This is a genomic window from Hydrogenophilus islandicus (genome assembly GCF_054657095.1).
On the sequence record NZ_BAAHXE010000004.1, the window covers coordinates 37,767 to 57,981 of the forward strand.

Below are 20,215 nucleotides of genomic sequence, written 5' to 3' on the forward strand. Positions count from 1 at the left end.
GTTCAGCAGACTCCGATGATTTCGACTTCAAACTGAATGGTTTTGCCTGCCAGAGGGTGGTTGAAGTCTACGACACCCCATTCGTCGTCGAGTTCGACGACGACGCCAGGATAGCGCGAACCGTCGGGGGCGACAAACGAGAGAATCGTCCCCACTTCAGCTGCGTCGTCGGGGAGGTCGGCGCGGCGAACCCGTTCGATCAGGTCGGGACGACGCGGGCCAAACGCCTCTTCGGGGGGGAGGGTGAAGGTGTGTCGGCTCCCCACGGGAAGGCCCAACAGCCGCCGCTCAAGCGGCGGTGCGAGCGTCCCGTCACCGAGCTGGAGCGTTGCCGGCGTCGCCTCGAAGGTGCTCACCATCGGGACGCCCCCGACGCTGATACGATAGTGGAGGGTGACGAGGTGGTGCGGAAGAACGGTTTGCGGGGGGTGATTCATCGCTCGGTTCCGGTTGGAGGGGAAGAAGGGGTCGGCGGTTGGACGTCGGTAGGCGTCTGCGGCTGGGCGGAGTCGCCGCGGTTCTGCCAGCTGTGCCAGAGAACGAGGAGCACCCCGACGGTGATCGCGCTGTCGGCCAGGTTAAACGCCGGCCAGTGCCACGCGCGGTAGTGGAGAAGGAGAAAGTCGTGCACGGCGCCGTGCACAAGGCGATCCGAGGCGTTACCGAGCGCCCCGCCGATGATGAGGCCATAGGCGGCGTGCAGGCGTAGCATCTGGGTGGCACGCGCTTCGATGAGGAGCCAAAGGGTGACGAGGAGTGCCACCGCGAGGAAGAACCAGCGCTGCCAGCCGGGGGCGGTGGCGAGCAGACTGAACGCGGCGCCGGGGTTATGGACCGAAACAAGCTGGAAAAAGGGGGTGACGACGAGCGTCTCCCCCGGCGCGAGCGTCGCGGCGACGAGCGCTTTGCTCGCCTGGTCCAGGAGCGCTGTGAGCGCCGCGATCGCGACGACCCGTGCTACGCCCACCGGCGCTCCTCTCCTGGACCGAAGAGGTTGCTGCGACAGCGGCCACAGAGCGCGGGGTGGTCGGGGTCACTCCCGACGTCGGCCTCGAAGTGCCAGCAACGGGCGCACTTTTGGTGGGGGGGGCGGCGGACCTCAACCCGCTCGCTACTGACGTCGGACACTTCGACCACTTCGGCGCGTGAAACGATATAGGGGTAGTGGAGCTCGTTCCCGAGCGCGGCTAACGCGGCGTAGCGGGCGCCATGCGCGTAGATCGTGATCTCCGCTTCGAGATTCGGGCCGATTTCGCCTGCGGCGCGTTTCGCTTCGATCGCTTTGGTCACGAGCTCCCGCGTCTCGACTACCAACCGCCACCGCTCGCGCACCGCTGCGGCGTCGGGAATCGCCGGGAGTTCGTACCAGGTGTGGAGCATTACGCTCTCTTCGGGGTCGTTGGTCAGATGCTGCCACACCTCTTCGGCGGTGAAGGGGAGAATGGGCGCCATCCAACGGACAAAGGCGTGGAGGAGGTGGTAGATCGCGGTCTGGGCGCTGCGGCGCGGGTGGCCCTTCGCGGGGGTGGTGTAGAGCCGGTCTTTGAGGACGTCGAGGTAGAAGGCGCCGAGGGTTTCCGAGGCAAAGTGCATTAAGGTCTGCACGACGCGGTGAAACTCCATCGCTTCGTAGTCGGCGGCGATTTTCTCATGCGCCTCTTGCGCGGCAAGAAGGACCCAGCGGTCGAGATCAACGAGCGCGTCAGCTGCGACCGCGTCGCGTTCAGGGTTGAAGTCGGCGGTGTTGGCGAGCATGAAGCGCAGCGTATTGCGCAGGCGGCGGTAGACTTCGACCACCCGCTGCAGGATCTCTTTCGAGATGGTGAGTTCGCCCGAGTAGTCGGTGCTCGCGACCCACAAGCGCAGGATGTCGGCGCCGAGGGTGTCGCACACCTCTTGCGGAACGACGACGTTGCCGCGCGACTTGCTCATCTTCCGACCTTCGCCATCGACGACGAAGCCGTGGGTGAGGAGCGCGTCATAGGGGGGGCGGCCGTCGATCGCGCAGCCGGTAAGGAGCGACGAATGGAACCAGCCGCGGTGCTGGTCCGACCCTTCGAGGTACATCGCCGCCGGGTGCCCGAGTTCCGGGTGGGAGCCGCGCAGGACGTGGAGGTGGGTGGTGCCCGAGTCGAACCAGACGTCGAGGGTGTCGGTGACCTTCTCGTAGTCGGCCGCGTCGCTCCCCAGAAGCTCTGCGGGGTCGAGCGCGAACCACGCTTCGATCCCCTCCCGTTCGACCCGCTGGGCCACCGCCTCCATCAGTTCGACGGTGCGCGGGTGGAGTTCGCTGCTCTTTTTGTGGACGAAAAAGGGGATCGGCACGCCCCAGTGGCGTTGCCGCGAGATGCACCAGTCGGGGCGGTTGGCGATCATCGCGTGGAGCCGCTGCTGTCCCCACGAGGGGTAGAAGCGGGTGGCGGTGACACCGGCGAGCGCCCGGTCGCGTAGCGTCGTCAGCTGGCCGTTCCTCGTTGGGTCGGGGCGCGGCAGGTCCATCGCGACGAACCACTGGGCAGTGGCGCGGAAGATCGTCGGCGTTTTGTGGCGCCAGCAGTGGGGGTAGCTGTGGCGAATCGGCGCGTGGGCCAGCAGCGCTCCGGCGTCACGCAACGCGTCGATGATCTTCGGGTTGGCGTCCCAAATCGAGAGGCCGCCGAAGCGGGGGAGTTCCGGGTCGAATCGGCCGTTCCCCTGGACGGGATTGACGATCGCCTCTTGCGGAAACCCGGCGGCGATCCAGACGCGGAAGTCGTCTTCACCGTAGGCGGGGGCCGAGTGGACGATGCCGGTACCGGTGGCGAGTTCGACGTAGGGGTCGGGAAGGACGGGCGAGGTGCGGTCGTAGAGGGGATGGCGAAAACGGATGCGGGCAAGCGCCGCCCCTTGGCACGCCCCGAGCGTCTGGACTGCGTCCGCAGCAAAGCCGTAGCGGGCGATTGCCGCCTCTTTGAGTTCGGCGGCAAGGATCAGCACCCCTTTGGGCGTGGCGACCAGCTCGTAGCGGTACTCCGGGTGGACGTTGAGCGCCTGGTTGGCTGGGATCGTCCACGGGGTGGTGGTCCAGATCACCGCAGTGATCGGCTGATCAAGAGGCACGGTGACCCCAAACGCCTGCAGCAGCCGGGGGCGGTCGGCCTCATCCAGAGGAAAGGCGACGTCGATACCAGGGGAGGTGCGCTCTTCGTACTCGATCTCGGCTTCCGCGAGTGCCGAACCGCAATCGAAGCACCAGTGGACCGGTTTGAGGCCGCGGACGACAAAACCGGCAGCGACGAGTTTCGCGAGCGCGCGGATCTCGTTCGCTTCGTTGGCGAAATTCATCGTGAGGTAGGGGTGTTCCCAGTCGCCCAGTACACCCAACCGGATGAAGTCGCGCTTTTGCCGCTCGACCTGCTCGGCAGCGTAGGCGCGACAGAGGCGGCGCACCTCGTCGCCGGGCAGCCCCCGGCCGTGCCGCTTTTCGATCTGATGTTCGATCGGCAGCCCGTGACAGTCCCAACCGGGAACGTAGGGAGCGTCGTAACCGGCGAGCGTCTTCGAGCGGACGATGATGTCTTTGAGAATCTTATTGACTGCGTGGCCGATGTGGATGTCGCCGTTGGCGTAGGGGGGGCCGTCGTGCAGCACGAACCGCTTCGTGCGGCCCCGGCTCCGTTCGCGGATCCGTTCGTAGAGCTTTTTCGTCTGCCACGCGGCAACCCACCCCGGTTCGCGTTTCGCGAGGTCCCCGCGCATCGGAAAAGGGGTGTCCGGCAGATTGAGGGTTTTGCGGTAGCCTTCTGCGTCCGACATCGAGCAACTCCTCATTCAAAACAGTTCAAAATCGTGCGCGGTGTGCCAACGGCGCGCGGCAGCGATATCGTCGTCGAGCTGCGCCTTGAGCGCTGCAAGTGACGCGAAGCGCTGCTCTTCCCGGAGCTTCGCAGCAAAATGGACCGTAATTCGGGCACCATAGGCATCCCCCCGCCACGCAAGCAGGTGGGCTTCCACGGTGGGTGGGTGGGATGCGGCCACAGTCGGGCGCACCCCTACGTTGATCACCGCCGGTTCGGGTTGGGCGCTGACCCCGCTCACCCATCCGACGAAGACGCCGAAGGGCACCGCTTGTCGGGGCGGTAACCGGAGGTTCATCGTCGGGACGTCGAGGGTTCGTCCCATCTGTGCGCCGCGAGTGACTCGCCCGGTCACCGAGAACCAACGCCCCAAGAGTTCCGCGGCGTGGCGGAGATTCCCGGCGGCGAGCGCTGCGCGCACCGCGCTTGAGCTCACCCGCTCGCTTCCCCAGGTCAGCGTCGGCATCGCCTCGACGGTGAAACCGAACCGCTCGCCTGCGTCGAGCAGCGTCTCGAGGTTCCCTGAGCGGTGGGCTCCGAAGCGAAAGTCGTCGCCAACCACCAGATGGCGGACCTGGAGCGTCGTGACGAGGTAAGTGATGAACGTCTCAGACGACCACTGCGCCACACTCCGAGTGAAGGGGAGGATGTGGAGCTGTGCGATCCCTTCCTGGGCAATCGCCGCCGCTTTCGTTCGCAAGGGAGTGAGGCGCGGCGGGGCGCTGGCGGGCGCCAGGCGCTCACGGGGGTGGGGCTCAAAGGTGAGGACGGCCGGGGTCAAGTGGCACTCTTCCGCGCGTTCGGTGACCAAGCGCAGAAGGGCCTGGTGTCCGCGATGGACGCCATCGAAGTTGCCAATCGTGAGCGCCAGCGGCTGAGCGCTGGGCGCGCGACCCCGCAGGATGCGCATCGTCCCCCGAGCACCACTTTGGAAAAAAGCGATTATACCGACAATCTTCTACCTAACCGGCAGGCTCTGGGTGGCGGTTTGCGAGCATCACCGCGCGCGGTCGTGGGGCATGCCGCTCGAGGTAGCGTTTGACCCCGCGGTAGAGCGCTTCAGCGAGCTGCTCTTGGTAGCTGGGGTCGGCAAGGCGCCGCTCTTCGACGGGATTGGTGAGAAACGCGAGTTCCACCAAGACCGACGGGACGTCAGGGTTGCGGAGCACCGCGAAGTTCGCGGCGTCGACGTCGGGGCGGTGGGGAGGGCTCACGTGGCTCAGTTCCGTGAGGAGCGATTGCGCCAGCCGCTGCGAGTCGGTCCGGGTTGCGGTGATCGAGAGGTCAAGGAGCGTTGCGGCAACGTGGTCGCTGCGCGCCGCGAGCTGCACACCGCCGATCAGGTCCGATTGGTTCTCCTTCTGTGCAAGCCACTTGGCGGCGGTGTTCGACGCGCCGCGGTCGTTCAACACATAGACGGAGCTCCCGGCGACGTCGGGACGGATGAAGGCGTCGGCGTGAATCGAGATGAAGAGGTCGGCCATCGCGCGGCGTGCCCGCTGGACCCGTTCGCCCAGGGCAATAAAGTAGTCGTCGTTGCGGGTGAGCACTGCGCGAACCTTCGGGTCGGCGTCGAACCGCTTTTTGGCGCGCCGGGCCACCGCGAGAACCACATCTTTTTCTCGCGTGCCGTTGCGTCCGATCGCGCCGGGATCCTCGCCGCCGTGTCCAGGATCGAGCACGATCACGTAAGGGGCGTCACGGTCGTCACGGGGTTGTCCGCGAGAAGAAGAGCGGGCAGCGTCTCGTTCGCGCGGCGGGGTGCTTTCGGGAGGACGACGCGGCGGGGTCTCAGTGATCTCCGCGACCTCAGCGCCGGCGCGCCGCTTCTGAAGCTCCGTGAGGAGCTGGGCTACGGGGTCGCGCGCTTGTTCCGGTCGAAGGTCGATCACCAGGCGGTATTGGTAGGGGGTGGCGGGTTCGAGAAGGAAGATCTGCGGTTTGACCGGCTGCTTGAGATCGAAGACCAAGCGGGCTGTCTCAGGGTTGAATTGCCCGACGCGAACGGCAGCGACGTAGGGGTCGTCAGCGGCGATCTTCTCGGTCAGGGTCCGCAGTACTGTTTGCACTGCGACCCCTTTGAGGTCGATCACCAGCCGTGGGGGAGCGTCGAGCAGAAACGCCTCGTGCTGTAGCGCACTACTGGCTTCGAGCGTCACCCGCGTATACTCTTCGGCAGGCCAAGCGCGCACCGCGAGGATCCGCGGTGAGTTGGCGGCAAAGAGGGTGCCTGCGGGAAGCCAAGTGACGACGGCCAAGCAAAACGAGCGGGTGAGGAGCTTGCGCCGCGACGGGTCCGGCGCGCGACCGTCTCGTGTGAGGGCCGGAGTCACTGCCGTTTCGCCCACGCGGCCTGGGCGGCAGGGGAGAGCGCCGTGAGGCGCAGGCGCCGCGCACCCGACGGTTCGATCGTGAGCGTCAGATGCCAATCGGCCGGCGGGAGGTAGGGGTGGGCTTTTTCGGGCCATTCGACGAGGCAGAGGTTTTCCGGTTGAAAATACTCTTCGAATCCGCCCCACCGGAACTCCTCCGGATCGGCGAAACGGTAGCAGTCGAAATGATAAACTGGAACCGTGAGTTCTGGGTAGGGTTCGACGAGGGTGTAGGTGGGGCTTTTGACCGGGCCGCGGTGGCCTAGCGCCCGGAGGAGCGCCCGGACGAAGGTGGTCTTACCCGCGCCGAGTCCCCCTTCGAGCGTGACCACACCGCGCGTCGCGGCAAAAAGGGGCGCGAGTGCTGCGGCCACCGATTCGGTGTCATCGACAGTAGGAAGGAGCCTTTCGGCAGTTACAGGGGGGGTGGCATTCATGATCCAGGCTTTGCGGGGATGAACGAAGCGGCTCGCCATTGGGCAGAGGTCAAAGCGAAACTCATCGACGCCGCAGTGGCGCTTGGCTTTGCGGCGCTCGCGGTGAGCGACATCGACCTTTCCGCTGAGGAGCCGAGACTCGAGGAGTGGCTCCAGCGCGGTTTTCACGGCGAAATGGATTATATGGCAAAGTGGGGGGTAGTGCGCGCCCGCCCCGCCATGCTCGTCCCCGGGGCGCAGCGGGTGATTTCGCTCCTCTTTCCCTATTGGCCCAAAGAGGGGGTAGCAGCCGAACGAGTCCTCGCCGACCCCGAGCGCGCCTACCTCTCCCGCTACGCGTTGGGGCGCGACTACCACAAGGTGGTGCGTAAACGCCTCGCAGCGCTTGAAGCCCAGCTCAAAACGCTTGCGCCCGACCACTCTGGCCGAGTCTTTGTCGATTCGGCGCCGCTCCTTGAGGTGGCGCTCGCCGCGCGCGCGGGGCTCGGGTGGCGGGGGAAGCACACCCTGCTCCTCACCCGGCAGGGCTCTTACTTCTTCCTGGGCGAGATCGTTACCAACCTGCCGCTCCCGGTCGATGCCCCAGTGGCGGACCACTGTGGCCGCTGCACCCGCTGTCTTTCGGTCTGCCCGACGCAGGCGATCGTTGCCCCCTACCAGCTCGACGCCCGGCGGTGCATTTCGTACCTCACGATTGAGCACCCCGGTGCGATCCCTGAAGCGCTGCGTCCGCTCATCGGCAACCGCGTCTATGGGTGCGACGATTGCCAGTTGTTCTGCCCGTGGAACCGTTTTGCCGTCTCCTCACCCCACCCCGAGTTTCTTCCGCGCCACGGGCTCGATGCCTCCCGCCTGGTCGAGCTCTTCGCTTGGGGCGAACGCGACTTTGCCGACCGCTTTGCCGGCTCCCCGGTGCGGCGGATCGGCTACGAGCGGTGGTCGCGCAACCTCGCTGTGGCGCTCGGTAATGCCCCGACGACCGGAGCGGTCGTCGCTGCGCTCGAGGCGCGCCGTGACGACCCGTCGCCGCTCGTGCGCGAGCACGTCGCGTGGGCTCTTGCTCGCCACAGAGTACGCCCGACTCAGGTAGAATCGGCCCTTTACCCGTAGAGGGATGATGCGGGATACGGGCACGATGAAGGCAGACGACAAGCGCGACGCCCCGATCGGCATTTTCGATTCGGGCGTGGGGGGGTTGACGGTCGCGCGAGCGGTGATGGAGCGGCTCCCTGCTGAGCCGATCGTCTATTTCGGCGACACCGCGCGGGTCCCTTACGGGGTGAAGTCGGCCGCAACGATCCGCCGCTACGCTGCCGAGATTACCCGTTTTCTCCTTGCCGAGCAGGTGAAGCTCCTCATCATCGCCTGTAACTCGATGGCGGCGGTCGCCGCTGACGTGGTGCGGACGCTTGCGGGCGACGTGCCGGTGCTCGACGTCATCGACGCCGGAGCGCGAACCGCCGCTGCGGTGAGCCGCAATCGCGCGGTAGCGGTGATCGGAACGCTCGCCACCGTCGACAGCGGCGCCTACGCCCGTCAGATCCACGCCTACGCGCCTGACGTGCGGGTCCACGCCTGGGCTTGCCCCCTCTTTGTCCCGCTCGTTGAGGAGGGTTGGGTCGACCACCCGGTGACTGAAGCGGTCGCGCGCGAATACCTCCGGCCATTGGCAGCAGAAAACGTCGATGCTTTGGTCCTCGGGTGCACCCACTATCCCCTCCTCAAACCGCTGCTGCGCCGTGTCGCGGGTCCCGAGGTGGCGCTCATCGATTCGGCTGTGGCAGTGGCCGAGGCGGCAGCCGAGGTGCTCGACGCGCAGGGGCTGAGACGCAGCGCCGCCACCGCCCCCCGCCACCGCTTCTTTGTCTCCGACAAGCCTCCCCGTTTTCACACCCTCGCCGAGCGCTTCCTCGCGCGATCACTTCCTGAGGTAGCGCAGGTGACCCTGCCGGAGGAGGGGGGGGCGAAGTCAGTGGCTTTACCGCACTTCGGACAGGGATCATCCCGTACTTGAGGCGACGGGCTCGCGGTGCAACGGGGGTGTCCACGGCGGGGTGTCAGTAGTGGTAGCGCCCTTGCAGAAACTCGACCCGATCGTCTTTCACCAGATAGGCACAGCGGTTCTCTTGGCTGATGCGGCGTGACCAGACGTCAGAGCCGAGGTACTTGAGCGGCTCGGGATGACCAATACCGGTGAAGGGATCGCGGAGGATCGCTTTGACGAGCTCCAGCAAGCGTTGTGCCGTGCGCCGGTCGGTAGCGATCCAGTAACTCAAGTCCTCAAGGAACTCGGGTTGAAATACCGCCAGGCGCGGCGCCTCACGTCTGGAGGCCATAGCGCGCCTCGAGCTCATCGAGCGTTATCGGCTGGACCTCCCCTGCTCGAGCGCGCGCAAGTGCCGTAAGCAGCCGCTCGGCGTTCTTTGGCGAGCGGAGCAGATGGGCTGTCTCCATCAGACTTTGCAGCTCGTCGGCTGCAACAAAGGCAACAGCCCCGCCACGACGGCGGCGCACCACGACCACTTCGCGGTCATCAACCACGCGATCCAGTAGTGTCTTGAGCTGGGCCCGTGCCTGGCTGTAGGTGGTTTCGATGGTCATCGCACACCTCCTGAGTTGAACAAGGATATTGTACAACAGATGCCAGGAACGCATCACCGCTGGTCGATCTGCAGACCGATGAGTTGTATATAACGAACAAAAGTCTGTTATAATGTGCAGCCATGAATGCTGCTATCCTCCCTCCGCTCGCACGAAATATTCAAAAGCTTCGCATGGAGCGCGGGCTAACCCTCTCCGGTCTTTCTCAACGCTCGGGAATCGCCAAATCAACGCTCTATTTGATCGAGAGCGGTCAAGGAAATCCGACCATTGAGACGTTATGGGCGATCGCTAATGCCTTGGAGACCCCGTTTGGCACTCTGGTTGAGGGGGTCGACACCATTGGGGACTCATCCTCTAGCGCTCAAAGAACTGGTGTCAGAGTCCGTTTTATCGGACGTTACGGAACCAGTCCCGAAATCGAGGTCTATGAGATGACCATCGCAGCGGGGTATCGCCGCACTTCCAGCGCCCATCCCCCCGGGGTCCACGAGCGCGTGATCGTGCTCAGTGGCGAAATGCTGGTCGGTGAGGCGGCACAAACCGTGCTCCTCCGTTCGGGTCAAAGCCACTTTTTCAAGGCAGATGTCGAGCACAGTTATGCCGCGCTCAATGGCGACGCTTCGGCGATCGTCTTTGTCGAGTATCCCGGGGCTGCCGACGGTGTTCCGGGGTGCACCGTCGTACGCGACTACCCGCGAACCCAGGAAGAGTGGGAGGGTCTTCGCGCCCTCGTGGATTTGGCTGCCGTCGAGGTGGCGCAAGGCTGTATGGGGTTTTTCCTGCGACTTCGCGGCCGGGATGCCGATCGTGAAACGCTTGCACAGCACCTGGGGCTCTCCAAAGAGTTGGGTGAGCGCTGGCCGCTCCTTGCTTTTGTCGACGAGGATGATCGAGGTGCATGGCTGGCCCTGCTGCCTCGTATTTATACCAGCGCCTTCCGGGGCGACGCGCAACAGCCGACGGCCAGAACGCCGATCCTGGAGTTGGCGATCCGCCTTGCCGCCGTCGCCGAACAGGAGCTCGTGCCACTGCAACAGGAGGCAGTGCCCATTCTGGAATCGCTGGCCAGCGGTTCGTCATGGACGCTTGCCACGCTCGCTTCGGAGGTTGCCCTGCAGCATGGGCATCTGATGCTCCCCCGCCAGTTGGGCCTACGTTCCCAGCGACTGTTGCATCCGATGCGCAGAGTGGCAGACGATGACTTCGCGAGCAGAATCAACGTCGATCACTACGACGCTTATGAGCTCTTGCACCCCGCCTATGCACGCCAGGTCGTTGCGCTCGCCCAAGAGATACTGGCGTTGGACCTGCAAGGCGCAGGGGGTCTTGCGATCGACGTCGGCAGCGGCCCTGGAGCGGCCCTTTTGATGCTGCTCGAGTTGTTGCCTGACCTGCGAGTGATCGCCGTCGAGCCGGACAGCACAGCGTTTGCCTATCTGCTGGACAACACCAAGGGTTTGTCGCGCGTGCAGTGCGTGTGCCAGAACTTTCTCGAACTGGATGCTCCGGCGGAGCCGGTCTCCGTCGTGACCTCCGTGGGCTCGGCGCATCACTGCAACACAGCCTTCATGCTGCAGAAAGCTTGGTGCCTGCTGAGTGACGACGGAATTTTATGCATTGCCGACGAATTGCTCCCCTTTTTCTCCGACCGCGACAGCCGCAACACCGCGCTCATTTGCCACCACGCGGCCTACATTCTGGCGTCCATGGCGTGTGTGGACGCGCTCCCGATCCCACAAGAAGAGACGACGGACGCTCACCTCTATCGCCAGATGCGTGAGGGTCTGGTTCATGCGGTCCTGCTCGCCACGCATGGTCAAACGAGCGCGGCAGTGAAACGGTGCCGCGACCTCTCTGCGATGGTCAGTTCAACGCGCCGCACCAAAGAGGCACGATCGGTAATCGGTGCCTTCGTGCGCTTCTATGCGCTGGAGCTCGAGGCCATGATTGCCGGCTTTGACTATGAGATCGAGCGCAAGACCTATCCCAAGCGCCTGGTCGCCATGGCTCAGGCTGCTGGCTTCGAGCTCGTCACTCATCGGCGCGTCTTCGCAACGTCCGGAGCAGACGAGTGGGATGGAGGGACACATGTCTTCGCGTTTCGCAAGTGTACGGCGTCGCTTCACCGACCCTGACCGCAGCGCCTTCACGAGAGGGCTGTTTGCTAGCGTCTCGATCGCATCGGGCTACATTCCGATTGCCATTTCGTTCGGCCTCGTTGCGGTGCAGGCTGGGCTGGAGCCGCTCGCCGCTCTCTTGGCGTCGGCTCTGATCTATGCCGGGGCAAGCCAGTTCGTTCTGGTGTCGCTGCTCACTGCAGGAGCCGGTTTCCTGGGGACTCTCCTGACTCTCCTGCTGATGAACGCCAGGCACCTCTTCTATGGACCGGCGCTCGCGCGCAAGTTGCCCCGTGGGGCATCGCGGTTGCCACGCGGGGCCTTGGCCGCTGGGCTCACCGACGAGGTGTTTGTTACAGCTCTCGCACTGCTCGACCAGATTCCCGAGCGCGAGCGGGAGGCTTGGACCCTTGGGCTGCAAGTGGGCGCTTACGCAGCCTGGGTCGGGGGCACCGCGATCGGTGTGACGTCAGGCGCACAGTTCGCACACTTGCCAAGCTGGGCGCAATACGCTCTTCAATTCGTGCTGCCGGCACTCTTTATGGCGCTGCTGCTGGAGATGGCAAGGCGCGATGGGCGCATCGTTATACTCGTCGCCGCTGCCGCAACAGCAATCGCGCTGCTTGCGCTTCCCACTTACCAGGCGATCCTGATTGGCATGATCGCCGGAGCGCTCAGTGTGAGCTGGAGAAGACCTCGATATGAATGACGCGGTTTGGCTCATCATTGCGGCAGGCTTGGGAACCTTCCTGCTGCGCTTCATCCCGCTACAGCGAGCGCAAAAAAATACCTCCAAGCGAACCGATTTCCGGTGGTGGGAGCCGTTCTTCGTGTCGATCGGTCCTGCTGCGATCGCTGCTCTCCTCGTCGCGTCGCTGGTACCTGAGCTGCTCAACGGCACAAGCCGCCACGCGATGGCGGTCGCGGCTGGCCTCTGCGCCGTAGTGGCTGTGAAAAGGAGGCTTGGGGGATTTGCGGTGGCGACCCTGGTGGGCGCACTCACTTATGGTCTGGTTCGAGCCGGACTTGGGGGCTGAACGGGTTCCCTTGCCAACTCTGCTGTACATGACCGCGAAGTGGTCGTGGTTCGTCGCCGTCATGGCGGAGCGGTTGCCCTTGTTGCAGCCGACGAGCTGCAAAGTCTGATGGAGACAGCTCATCTGCTCTGCCCGCCCGTCACTTCAAATACGGGATGACCCCGGCCCCAAGTTCATCGGCCGCGAGGGGTCGGCGCACCATTCGCTCCACGACCCGGCGTAGAGTTTACCGAGCGCAAGCCCCGCGTGGGCCATTGCGAGGAGGTTGTGGCACGCGGTCACCCCTGAGCCGCAGTAGTGGATCGTCTCCTCTGGGGGGGTGTCGCCGAAGAGGGCGAGGAGTTCGGCGCGAAGCGTCGTGGGGTCGAGGAAGCGTCCGGTGGCGCTATCGAGGTTCGCGCGAAAGAAGCGGTTTTTCGACCCGGGGATGTGGCCGGCAAGGGGGTCGAAGGGCTCCACTTCGCCGCGGTGCCGCTCAGGGGCGCGGGCGTCGATGAGGCACGCGCGTTGCTGGGCGACTGCCGCTTCGACCTCGGAGGCGGTGGCGAGCGGCAGCTGCCATTGGGTGAGATTCGGGGGAGTAGAGCGGAAGGGCGGCAGCGGTTCAATTTTGGTGAGCGGTAGCCCCGCTTGCCGCCACGCGCGGATTCCCCCTTCGAGGACGGCTGTGGCGGCGTAGCCAGCCGCTTGCAGCAGCCACCAGGCGCGACTCGCGTTCAGGCCGTCCCACTCGTCGTAGAGGATCACCTGTTTTTGCGGCGTGATACCGGTGCGAGCGATGAGCGCCGCGAAAGCGTCGAGCGACGGTAGCGGGTGGCGGCCGTTGGTGCCGGTCGGCTCGCTCGAGAGGTCGCGTTCGAGGTGCCAGTAGAACGCCTCCGGCAGATGCATCGCGCGATACATCGCCGCGCCGGCGTCGGGGTCGGTGAGTTCAAAGCGGCAGTCAATCACCACCGCGCGGCCGCTCTCGATCCAGAGGCGGGCCGATTCGATGTCGATCACCGCGTGAAAGTAGTCGCGGGGCCTCGTCATGGGGTCTTCTCCTCGAAGAGACGCGGATGGTCGCGTTCAGTTGGTGGCGCTTGCCTCCTTTTCGGGTTCGTCGAGCCAGACACGCGCCTCCTCTTCGGTGGTGAAGGTGCGGATTTCGGCGTCGACAAAGAAGCGTTCGAGCCAAGCGATCCATGTGAGCCAGGCGTCGTCGGTGACGATCGCGATGCGGTCGAAAGCGTCGGGGTGGTTGTGGGTGAATTTGAGCTCTTCCCACGCCACGTCGATCGTGTAGGAGAGCATCTGCCGGAGATCCAAGAGCAGCCGCACTGGACCGTGGAAGCGGTTGGCGTAGGCGATCTGTTCTTCGAATTCGCGAAAGTCCGCCAGGGTGAATTCGCCAAAGACGGTGGCTTCAACCCGGTTGTCGCGTGTCTCAATCGTGATCATTCGCGCGCTGTCCCCTCGGTGTGGTTGTTCGCTAGAAACTATACTGAGTTGCCGCTCTTTTGTCCATGGGGAGCCGCAAAAAGAAAAGGGGTAACCCTTTTGGTTACCCCAATCTTTTTGTCTCCCTCGGACGCCAAAGGGGATCGCCCTTTTGGCGTCACGCCTCTCGCGGGCTGATCAGTGGAACTGCTCTTCTTCGGTGGAGCCGGTGAGCGCCGTGACGCTCGATTGTCCGCCCTGGATCACGGTGGTCACGTCGTCGAAGTAACCGGTACCCACTTCGGCTTGGTGGGCGACGAAGGTGTAACCGCGCTCGCGGGCAGCGAATTCGGGTTCTTGCACCTTTTCGACGTAAGCGCTCATGCCGCGACGGGCGTAGTCGTACGCCAGGTCGAACATGTTGTACCACATGCTGTGGACGCCGGCGAGCGTGATGAACTGGAACTTGTACCCCATCGCGCCGAGTTCGCGCTGGAATTTGGCGATCGTTGCGTCGTCGAGGTTCTTCTTCCAGTTGAACGACGGCGAGCAGTTGTACGCGAGCATCTTGCCGGGGAACTTGGCATGGACCGCTTCGGCGAATTTTTTCGCGAATTCGAGGTCGGGCGTACCGGTTTCACACCAGACGAGGTCGGCGTAGGGGGCATAGGCGAGGGCGCGCGCCACGGCCTGCTCAAGCCCCTTCTTGGTCCGGTAGAACCCTTCGGCAGTCCGTTCGCCGGTGAGGAACGGCTTGTCGTATTCGTCGTGGTCGGAGGTGAGGAGATCCGCCGCTTCGGCGTCGGTCCGGGCAACCACGAGCGTGGGGACGCCGCAGACGTCGGCAGCAAGGCGCGCTGCGATCAGCTTCTGCACCGCTTCCGACGTGGGCACGAGGACCTTGCCGCCCATGTGGCCGCACTTCTTGACACTGGCGAGCTGGTCTTCGAAGTGCACCCCGGCAGCGCCGGCGCGAATCATCGCTTTCATCAGCTCAAAGGCGTTGAGCACGCCACCAAAGCCAGCTTCGGCGTCGGCGACGATCGGGGCGAAGTAGTCGATCCACCCTTCGTCGCCGGGGTTGAGCCCCTTGGCCCACTGGATCTCGTCGGCGCGTTTGAAGGCGTTGTTGATGCGCTCGACCACGACCGGCACCGAGTTCACGGGATAGAGCGACTGGTCGGGGTACATCGCGCGGTATTCGTTGTTATCCGCAGCAACCTGCCAGCCGGAGAGGTAGATCGCTTTGATCCCGGCTTTGACCTGCTGCATCGCCTGACCGCCGGTGAGCGCTCCGAGCGCGTTGATGTAGGGCTCGGTGTGGAGCAGCTTCCAGAGCTTTTCAGCCCCCATCCGGGCAAAGGTGTATTCGGGGACGACCGAACCCCGCAAGCGCACGACATCTTCGGCGGTGTAGGTGCGGGTCACCCCTTTCCAGCGCGGGTTCTCGGCCCAATCCTTTTTGATCGCTTCGATCTGCTGTTGACGGTTCATCATCGTTCCTTTCGTGATTGCGTGTGTGCCAACTGGCGACGGGAAAGATGATACCGCGCTTGCTGCGCTGCGTCAAGTATCTTATATAAGACATAAGAGACAGAGGAGTGGCGACGCGTGCCGCGTCAGTTGCTGGCAGAGGGAAGGGGGGTCGAGGTCGTCCAGAGCGCCGCTTTGTGCAGTTGCTGCAAGGCGCGGTGCCAGCTGCTTGCGGCACGTAAATGGGCGTCCATCGCCGCGATCGACAACGTGGCGCGGCTGCCGGCGGCAAGAAGGGTCTCTTTGAGGGATTGGTAGGCCGCTTCCATCGCGGTCATCCGCTCGCCGAGCCTCTCAGCGCTTTGCGAACCCAAATCTAACTCGGCCAGGAGGGCGTGGGCCGCTTTGTGGAACCGTTCCCAAGCAGCAGTGACTGCCGGTTCGCGATCATCAGTTTCGCCAAAGGCGAGCACTCCCTCCTCGGCGAAGCGGACGGCGCTTTCGTAGTAGCGCGCTACGCGCAGAAGCCGCTCGCTCGTTTCAACGAGTTGCGGGGTGAGTTGTCCGCGATTCATTTCGGCGATGAAGTTGGCGATCGCTTGGCTGAGGGCCCGAACAGCGCTCACTTGAGCCGTAGGGAGAGGGGCGCCATCGAGGGCGTCGCGGGTGATTCTGAGCGCCATGGTGCGGAGGCGGGAGAGCTCTTGCCGCAGGGCGTCGATGGCGAGATCGGGAACGGTGACAATGGTTCGGTCGAGGTAGCGCGGTTGAGCTTCGTCCTCGTCGCGGGTTCGGAAACGCTGCTGTAACCAATGGGCGAGCGGGTCGGCAATCGGCCAGATGAGGAGCACCCCGAGGAGATTGAAGAGGGTGTGAAAGAGGGCGATCACCACCGCGGGATGGTCAGTAAACCCAGCCCATCTGCTTGCTGTTGCCGCTCCATGGAGCATGACGGAGAGGATAACCAGCGCGACTGCTGCGGTGAGCGCGTTGAAGAGGAGGTGGCCGACCGCGGCCCTTTTGGCGTTGGCCGTTGCGCCAATGGCGGCGAGAAACGCTTTCACACTGGTGCCGAGGTTTGCGCCGATCACCATTGCTGCTGCGCTCGGCAGATCGATCATACCGCTATGGACCGCGGTGAGGATGAGGGCCGTGGCGGCGCTCGAGGAGAAGAGAAGCAGCGTGAGCAGAAAACCGGCACCCGTTTGCAGGAGCCGTGTCGTCCACCCGTCGCCGATGGGAAGCGCGACGAGCGTTGCAGTGCCTGCGAGCCCCGTTTTGAGCAAACCAATGGCATAGACGAGAAGTCCAAACCCCGCCAGCGCAAGCCCGAAGGCACCGCGACGGCTGCTCTTGCCGAAGAGGTGGAGAAACGCCCCCACGGTAACAAGCGGCAACGCCCACGCTTCGAGTGCTAGGTGAAAACCGACGACCGAAACGATCCAACCGGTAATAGTGGTGCCGACGTTGGCACCGAAGATCACCCAGAGTGACTGCGTGAGGGAGAGAAGGCCAGCGTTGACAAAGCCGATCGTCGCCAGGGTGACGACCGACGACGATTGGACAAACGCGGTGATGACCATTCCTGCAGCGAGCGCGCGCCAGCGGGTGTCCGTTGCGCGGGCAAGCAGCCGCTGCAGTTGAGGCCCCGCGGCAAGGCGCAGCCCGTCACTGAGGAGCTCAAGGCCGAGGAGAAAGAGACCGACCCCTCCGGCTACGGCAAGCCCGCTTGCAGTGGTGTCGAACGCCATCAAGAGGTAGAGCGGTCGGTTCGCGCGGTCAAACGAGCGCGCGCGGGGCGACGATTACGCCATCCTCATCGGCATACACATAGTGGCCGGGCGTGAAGGTGACGCCGCCAAAGGTGACGGGAATATCGCGGTCGCCCACCCCGCGTTTGACCGTTTTGCGCGGATTGGTGCCGAGCGCCCAGACGCCGAGGGGAAGTTGCCTGATCGCGCGGGAGTCGCGGATCGCGCCATAGACGATCACACCGGCCCAGCCATTCTTGACCGCGAGTTCCGCGAGCTGATCCCCCAGAAGCGCTCGCCGGAGACTCCCGCCGCCGTCGATCACCAGCATCGCGCCGTTTCCGGGCGTTGCGAGCGTCTCGCGAACGAGGGCGTTGTCTTCGAAGAGCTTGAGGGTGCGGATCGGGCCGCCTGCGGCGCGCGCGCCGCCATAGGAGCGGAGCATCGGCTCCACCACCTGGATTTCGGCTTCAAACGCGTCGCAAAGGTCGGTGGTTTGAAAGGACACAGAGGGCTCCTTCGCTCAATGTTCCTGTTCCGCGACGGGGGAGGGAGCTTCGTGCTCGCGATCGGGGAAGCGGAGCACCACCCGTTCGTTTTCGTCGAGGTCGACGGTCACTTCGCCGCCATGGGCGAGCCGGCCAAAGAGGAGTTCGTCGGCGAGCGCCGCCCGGATCGTCTCTTGAATGAGCCGCGCCATCGGCCGCGCGCCCATCAGGGGGTCGAACCCCTTCGCGGCGAGCCACGCTTTGAGCTCGTCGGTAAAGTGGGCGTCCACCCGTTTTTCGTGGAGCTGGGCCTCGAGCTGCATCAGGAACTTATCGACGACCCGCGCGATGACCTCAGGGGTGAGCGGTTTGAACGAGACGATCGCGTCAAGGCGGTTACGAAATTCGGGGGTGAAGAGGCGTTTGAGCTCCGCCATCTCGTCGCCCGCCTCGCGCTTCGCGGTAAAGCCGATCGCGCTCTTCTGCATCGTCTCCGCCCCGGCGTTGGTCGTCATGATGATGATCGTGTGGCGAAAGTCGGTGCTACGGCCGTTCGCGTCGGTGAGCGTCCCGTGGTCCATCACCTGGAGAAGGAGGTTGAAGACGTCGGGGTGGGCCTTTTCGATTTCGTCCAACAGGAGCACACAGTGGGGCTTTTTCATCACCGTTTCGGTCAAAAGCCCCCCCTGCTCAAAGCCGACGTAGCCGGGTGGCGCGCCAATGAGACGGCTCACCGTGTGGCGCTCCATGTATTCGGACATGTCGAAGCGGACGAGGTCGATCCCCAAGGTAAAGGCGAGCTGGCGCGCCACTTCGGTTTTACCCACCCCGGTGGGGCCTGAGAAGAGGAAGGAGCCGATCGGTTTGTTGGGGTTGCCGAGCCCGGAGCGGTTGAGTTTGATCGCGCGCACGAGGTTTTCGATCGCCTCGTCCTGACCGAAGACCACCTGTTTGAGATCGCGCTCGAGCGTCGCGAGTTTTTGCCGGTCGTCGCGTTCGACCGCGCGCGGGGCGATGCGCGCGAGTTTAGCGACCACTGCTTCGATCTCCGCTTTGCCGATGGTCTTTTTCTGTTTCCCTTTGGGAAGGACCTTCTGGGCGGCACCCGCTTCGTCGATGACGTCGATCGCCTTGTCGGGAAGTTGCCGGTCGGTGATGTAGCGCGCCGAGAGTTCCGCCGCTGCCTGCAGCGCCGCCGCGGTGTATTTGACGCCGTGGTGCGCTTCAAAGCGCTCTTTGAGCCCTTTGAGGATCGCGACGGTGTCAGCGACCGACGGTTCGGCGACGTCGATCTTCTGGAAGCGGCGCGAGAGCGCATGGTCTTTGGTGAAGATTTGGCGGTATTCGTTGTAGGTGGTCGCGCCGATGCAGCGCAGCTGCCCTTTGGCGAGCGCGGGTTTCAGGAGGTTCGACGCGTCGAGGTTTCCGCCCGAGGCGGCACCCGCGCCGATCAGGGTGTGGATCTCGTCGATGAAGAGGATCGCCCCCTCTTGTTCTTGCAGCGCTTTGAGGACGTTCTTGAGGCGCTGTTCGAAGTCGCCGCGGTATTTGGTGCCCGCAAGGAGCGTACCGAGGTCGAGCGCATAGACCGTCGCGTGGGCGAGAATCTCCGGAACTTCGCCGTCGACGATGCGCTTCGCGAGCCCCTCGGCGATCGCCGTTTTACCGACGCCCGCTTCGCCAACAAGGAGCGGGTTGTTCTTGCGCCGTCGGCAAAGGGTCTGGATCACCCGCTCGAGCTCGGCGTCGCGGCCGATCAGCGGATCGATTTTGCCCTCGTGGGCCAGTTGATTGAGGTTGATCGTAAACTGCTCGAGCGCCGCCGCACCGTTCGCCGAGCGCTGGTCGTCCTCGTCGTCGCTTGCAGGGTTTTTCTGCGCCGCGCTCTTCGCGCGCGGGTTCGGCTGCGCGACGCGGTCGGGGACGACGCCGTGGGCGAGGTAGTTGGTGAGGTCGAGCCGGGTGACTTTGTGGCGCTGGAGGAGAAAGAGGGCGTGCGAATCTTTTTCGCCGAAAATCGCCACCAGCACCGCAGCGCCATTGACCTCATTCTTGCCGGCCGACTGGACACTCAAGATTGCGCGCTGGATCACCCGTTGAAAACCGAGCGTCGGCTGGGTGTCGAATTCGCCGTCACCCGGGACGCGCGGCACGTGGGTGTCGATGAACTGGTGGAGATCCCGCCGCAGCCCTTCGATGGGGGCGCCGACGGCGCGGAGTGCTTCGGCTGCCGACGGGTTGTCGAGGAGCCCGAGGAGCAGGTGCTCGACGGTGACATACTCGTGCCGGCGGCTTCGCGCGTGGGCGAAGACCATGTGCAGGGTGACTTCCAGGTCGGGGGCGATCATCGCTAGGCTTCCTCCATGGTGCAGGCCAACGGGTGGCCGTGCGCGCGTGCAAACTGGGTGACTTTGCTCACTTTGGTCGCGGCGATGTCTTTGGGGTAGATGCCGCACACCGCCATCCCTTCATGGTGGACTTTGAGCATCACCGTCACCGCCTGTTCCCGGTTCATGTGAAAAAAACGCTGCAGGACCTCAACGACGAAGTCCATCGGCGTATAGTCGTCGTTCAACAGGAGCACTTTGTAGAGGGGCGGCGGCTTGGTTTGGGCCGCAGCCACCTCTTCGTCGAGCTCCTTGACCGGCTGCACGCTCATGAAGTCATTCTAGCGCGAACGC

20 protein-coding genes and 1 pseudogene are annotated in these 20,215 nt (G+C 64.3%); 6 read left to right on the top strand and 15 right to left on the bottom strand.

Annotated elements, in window-relative coordinates:
• Window positions 1-2: 2 nt before the first annotated feature.
• Genes ACYQ6T_RS02430 through tsaE form a run of 6 tightly spaced genes read right to left on the bottom strand, consistent with a single transcriptional unit; the run spans window position 3 to window position 6,645 of the window.
• A complete protein-coding gene (locus ACYQ6T_RS02430) occupies window positions 3-437 on the bottom strand; it encodes an FKBP-type peptidyl-prolyl cis-trans isomerase (RefSeq protein ID WP_459827105.1) in 435 nt (144 codons plus the stop codon).
• A complete protein-coding gene (lspA, locus tag ACYQ6T_RS02435; RefSeq protein WP_459827107.1) occupies window positions 434-967 on the bottom strand; it encodes a signal peptidase II in 534 nt (177 codons plus the stop codon). The genes ACYQ6T_RS02430 and lspA overlap by 4 nt, the downstream gene beginning before the upstream one ends.
• Window positions 958-3,795: an isoleucine--tRNA ligase gene (gene ileS, locus ACYQ6T_RS02440; protein ID WP_459827109.1), complete on the bottom strand. Its 2,838-nt coding sequence runs from the start codon at window positions 3,793-3,795 to the stop codon at window positions 958-960. The genes lspA and ileS overlap by 10 nt, the downstream gene beginning before the upstream one ends.
• A gap of 15 nt (window positions 3,796-3,810) precedes the next feature.
• Window positions 3,811-4,746 carry a bifunctional riboflavin kinase/FAD synthetase gene (locus ACYQ6T_RS02445; protein WP_459827111.1) on the bottom strand — a complete coding sequence of 312 codons (936 nt, stop codon included), beginning with the start codon at window positions 4,744-4,746 and terminating at the stop codon, window positions 3,811-3,813.
• Between the two features lie 52 nt (window positions 4,747-4,798).
• Window positions 4,799-6,169, bottom strand: coding sequence for an N-acetylmuramoyl-L-alanine amidase (locus tag ACYQ6T_RS02450; RefSeq protein WP_459827114.1), 1,371 nt, complete (start codon window positions 6,167-6,169; stop codon window positions 4,799-4,801).
• A complete protein-coding gene (gene tsaE / locus ACYQ6T_RS02455; RefSeq protein ID WP_459827117.1) occupies window positions 6,166-6,645 on the bottom strand; it encodes a tRNA (adenosine(37)-N6)-threonylcarbamoyltransferase complex ATPase subunit type 1 TsaE in 480 nt (159 codons plus the stop codon). The genes ACYQ6T_RS02450 and tsaE overlap by 4 nt, the downstream gene beginning before the upstream one ends.
• 18 nt (window positions 6,646-6,663) lie before the next feature.
• Between tsaE and queG the strand changes: the two genes are divergently transcribed.
• Together queG and murI are read left to right on the top strand one after the other, a co-directional pair.
• Entirely contained in the window at window positions 6,664-7,755 is a 1,092-nt protein-coding gene (queG, locus tag ACYQ6T_RS02460; protein ID WP_459827120.1) for a tRNA epoxyqueuosine(34) reductase QueG, read from the top strand.
• 4 nt (window positions 7,756-7,759) lie between these two features.
• Complete coding sequence (gene murI, locus ACYQ6T_RS02465) at window positions 7,760-8,659, top strand: glutamate racemase (RefSeq protein ID WP_459827123.1); 900 nt, start codon at window positions 7,760-7,762, stop codon at window positions 8,657-8,659.
• Window positions 8,660-8,702: 43 nt separating this feature from the next.
• Here the strand turns inward: murI and ACYQ6T_RS02470 are convergent, their stop codons facing one another.
• Both ACYQ6T_RS02470 and ACYQ6T_RS02475 read right to left on the bottom strand, forming a co-directional pair.
• A complete protein-coding gene (locus ACYQ6T_RS02470) occupies window positions 8,703-8,981 on the bottom strand; it encodes a Txe/YoeB family addiction module toxin (RefSeq protein WP_459827126.1) in 279 nt (92 codons plus the stop codon).
• Window positions 8,965-9,246, bottom strand: a complete 282-nt coding sequence (locus ACYQ6T_RS02475; RefSeq protein WP_459827129.1) for a type II toxin-antitoxin system Phd/YefM family antitoxin — start codon at window positions 9,244-9,246, stop codon at window positions 8,965-8,967. The genes ACYQ6T_RS02470 and ACYQ6T_RS02475 overlap by 17 nt, the downstream gene beginning before the upstream one ends.
• Window positions 9,247-9,368: 122 nt before the next feature.
• Between ACYQ6T_RS02475 and ACYQ6T_RS02480 the strand changes: the two genes are divergently transcribed.
• From ACYQ6T_RS02480 to ACYQ6T_RS02495, 4 genes and pseudogenes are all read left to right on the top strand, one after another.
• A complete protein-coding gene (locus tag ACYQ6T_RS02480) occupies window positions 9,369-11,384 on the top strand; it encodes a helix-turn-helix domain-containing protein (RefSeq protein WP_459827132.1) in 2,016 nt (671 codons plus the stop codon).
• Window positions 11,338-12,075 carry an AzlC family ABC transporter permease gene (locus tag ACYQ6T_RS02485; RefSeq protein ID WP_459827135.1) on the top strand — a complete coding sequence of 246 codons (738 nt, stop codon included), beginning with the start codon at window positions 11,338-11,340 and terminating at the stop codon, window positions 12,073-12,075. Before ACYQ6T_RS02480 ends, ACYQ6T_RS02485 begins: the two co-directional genes overlap by 47 nt.
• Window positions 12,068-12,403: an AzlD domain-containing protein gene (locus ACYQ6T_RS02490; RefSeq protein WP_459827138.1), complete on the top strand. Its 336-nt coding sequence runs from the start codon at window positions 12,068-12,070 to the stop codon at window positions 12,401-12,403. Before ACYQ6T_RS02485 ends, ACYQ6T_RS02490 begins: the two co-directional genes overlap by 8 nt.
• 6 nt (window positions 12,404-12,409) lie before the next feature.
• Window positions 12,410-12,541: pseudogene (locus tag ACYQ6T_RS02495) on the top strand (prevent-host-death protein); the annotation flags it as partial.
• A gap of 6 nt (window positions 12,542-12,547) precedes the next feature.
• Here the strand turns inward: ACYQ6T_RS02495 and ACYQ6T_RS02500 are convergent.
• The 7 genes from ACYQ6T_RS02500 to clpS all read right to left on the bottom strand — a co-directional run bounded on the left by ACYQ6T_RS02500 (window position 12,548) and on the right by clpS (window position 20,193).
• A complete protein-coding gene (locus ACYQ6T_RS02500) occupies window positions 12,548-13,435 on the bottom strand; it encodes a sulfurtransferase (protein WP_459827141.1) in 888 nt (295 codons plus the stop codon).
• Window positions 13,436-13,471: 36 nt separating this feature from the next.
• A complete protein-coding gene (locus tag ACYQ6T_RS02505) occupies window positions 13,472-13,843 on the bottom strand; it encodes a SpoIIAA family protein (RefSeq protein WP_459827144.1) in 372 nt (123 codons plus the stop codon).
• A gap of 177 nt (window positions 13,844-14,020) precedes the next feature.
• Window positions 14,021-15,316: an isocitrate lyase gene (gene aceA / locus ACYQ6T_RS02510; protein ID WP_459827147.1), complete on the bottom strand. Its 1,296-nt coding sequence runs from the start codon at window positions 15,314-15,316 to the stop codon at window positions 14,021-14,023.
• Window positions 15,317-15,441: 125 nt separating this feature from the next.
• Window positions 15,442-17,046 carry a Na/Pi cotransporter family protein gene (locus ACYQ6T_RS02515; RefSeq protein ID WP_459827150.1) on the bottom strand — a complete coding sequence of 535 codons (1,605 nt, stop codon included), beginning with the start codon at window positions 17,044-17,046 and terminating at the stop codon, window positions 15,442-15,444.
• A gap of 28 nt (window positions 17,047-17,074) precedes the next feature.
• The gene (rraA, locus tag ACYQ6T_RS02520) at window positions 17,075-17,554 is read right to left on the bottom strand and encodes a ribonuclease E activity regulator RraA (protein ID WP_459827153.1); all 480 of its coding nucleotides are present in this window, start codon (window positions 17,552-17,554) and stop codon (window positions 17,075-17,077) included.
• Between the two features lie 15 nt (window positions 17,555-17,569).
• Complete coding sequence (gene clpA / locus ACYQ6T_RS02525; protein WP_459827156.1) at window positions 17,570-19,882, bottom strand: ATP-dependent Clp protease ATP-binding subunit ClpA; 2,313 nt, start codon at window positions 19,880-19,882, stop codon at window positions 17,570-17,572.
• A gap of 2 nt (window positions 19,883-19,884) precedes the next feature.
• Window positions 19,885-20,193 carry an ATP-dependent Clp protease adapter ClpS gene (clpS, locus tag ACYQ6T_RS02530; protein WP_459827158.1) on the bottom strand — a complete coding sequence of 103 codons (309 nt, stop codon included), beginning with the start codon at window positions 20,191-20,193 and terminating at the stop codon, window positions 19,885-19,887.
• Window positions 20,194-20,215 lie beyond the last annotated feature (22 nt).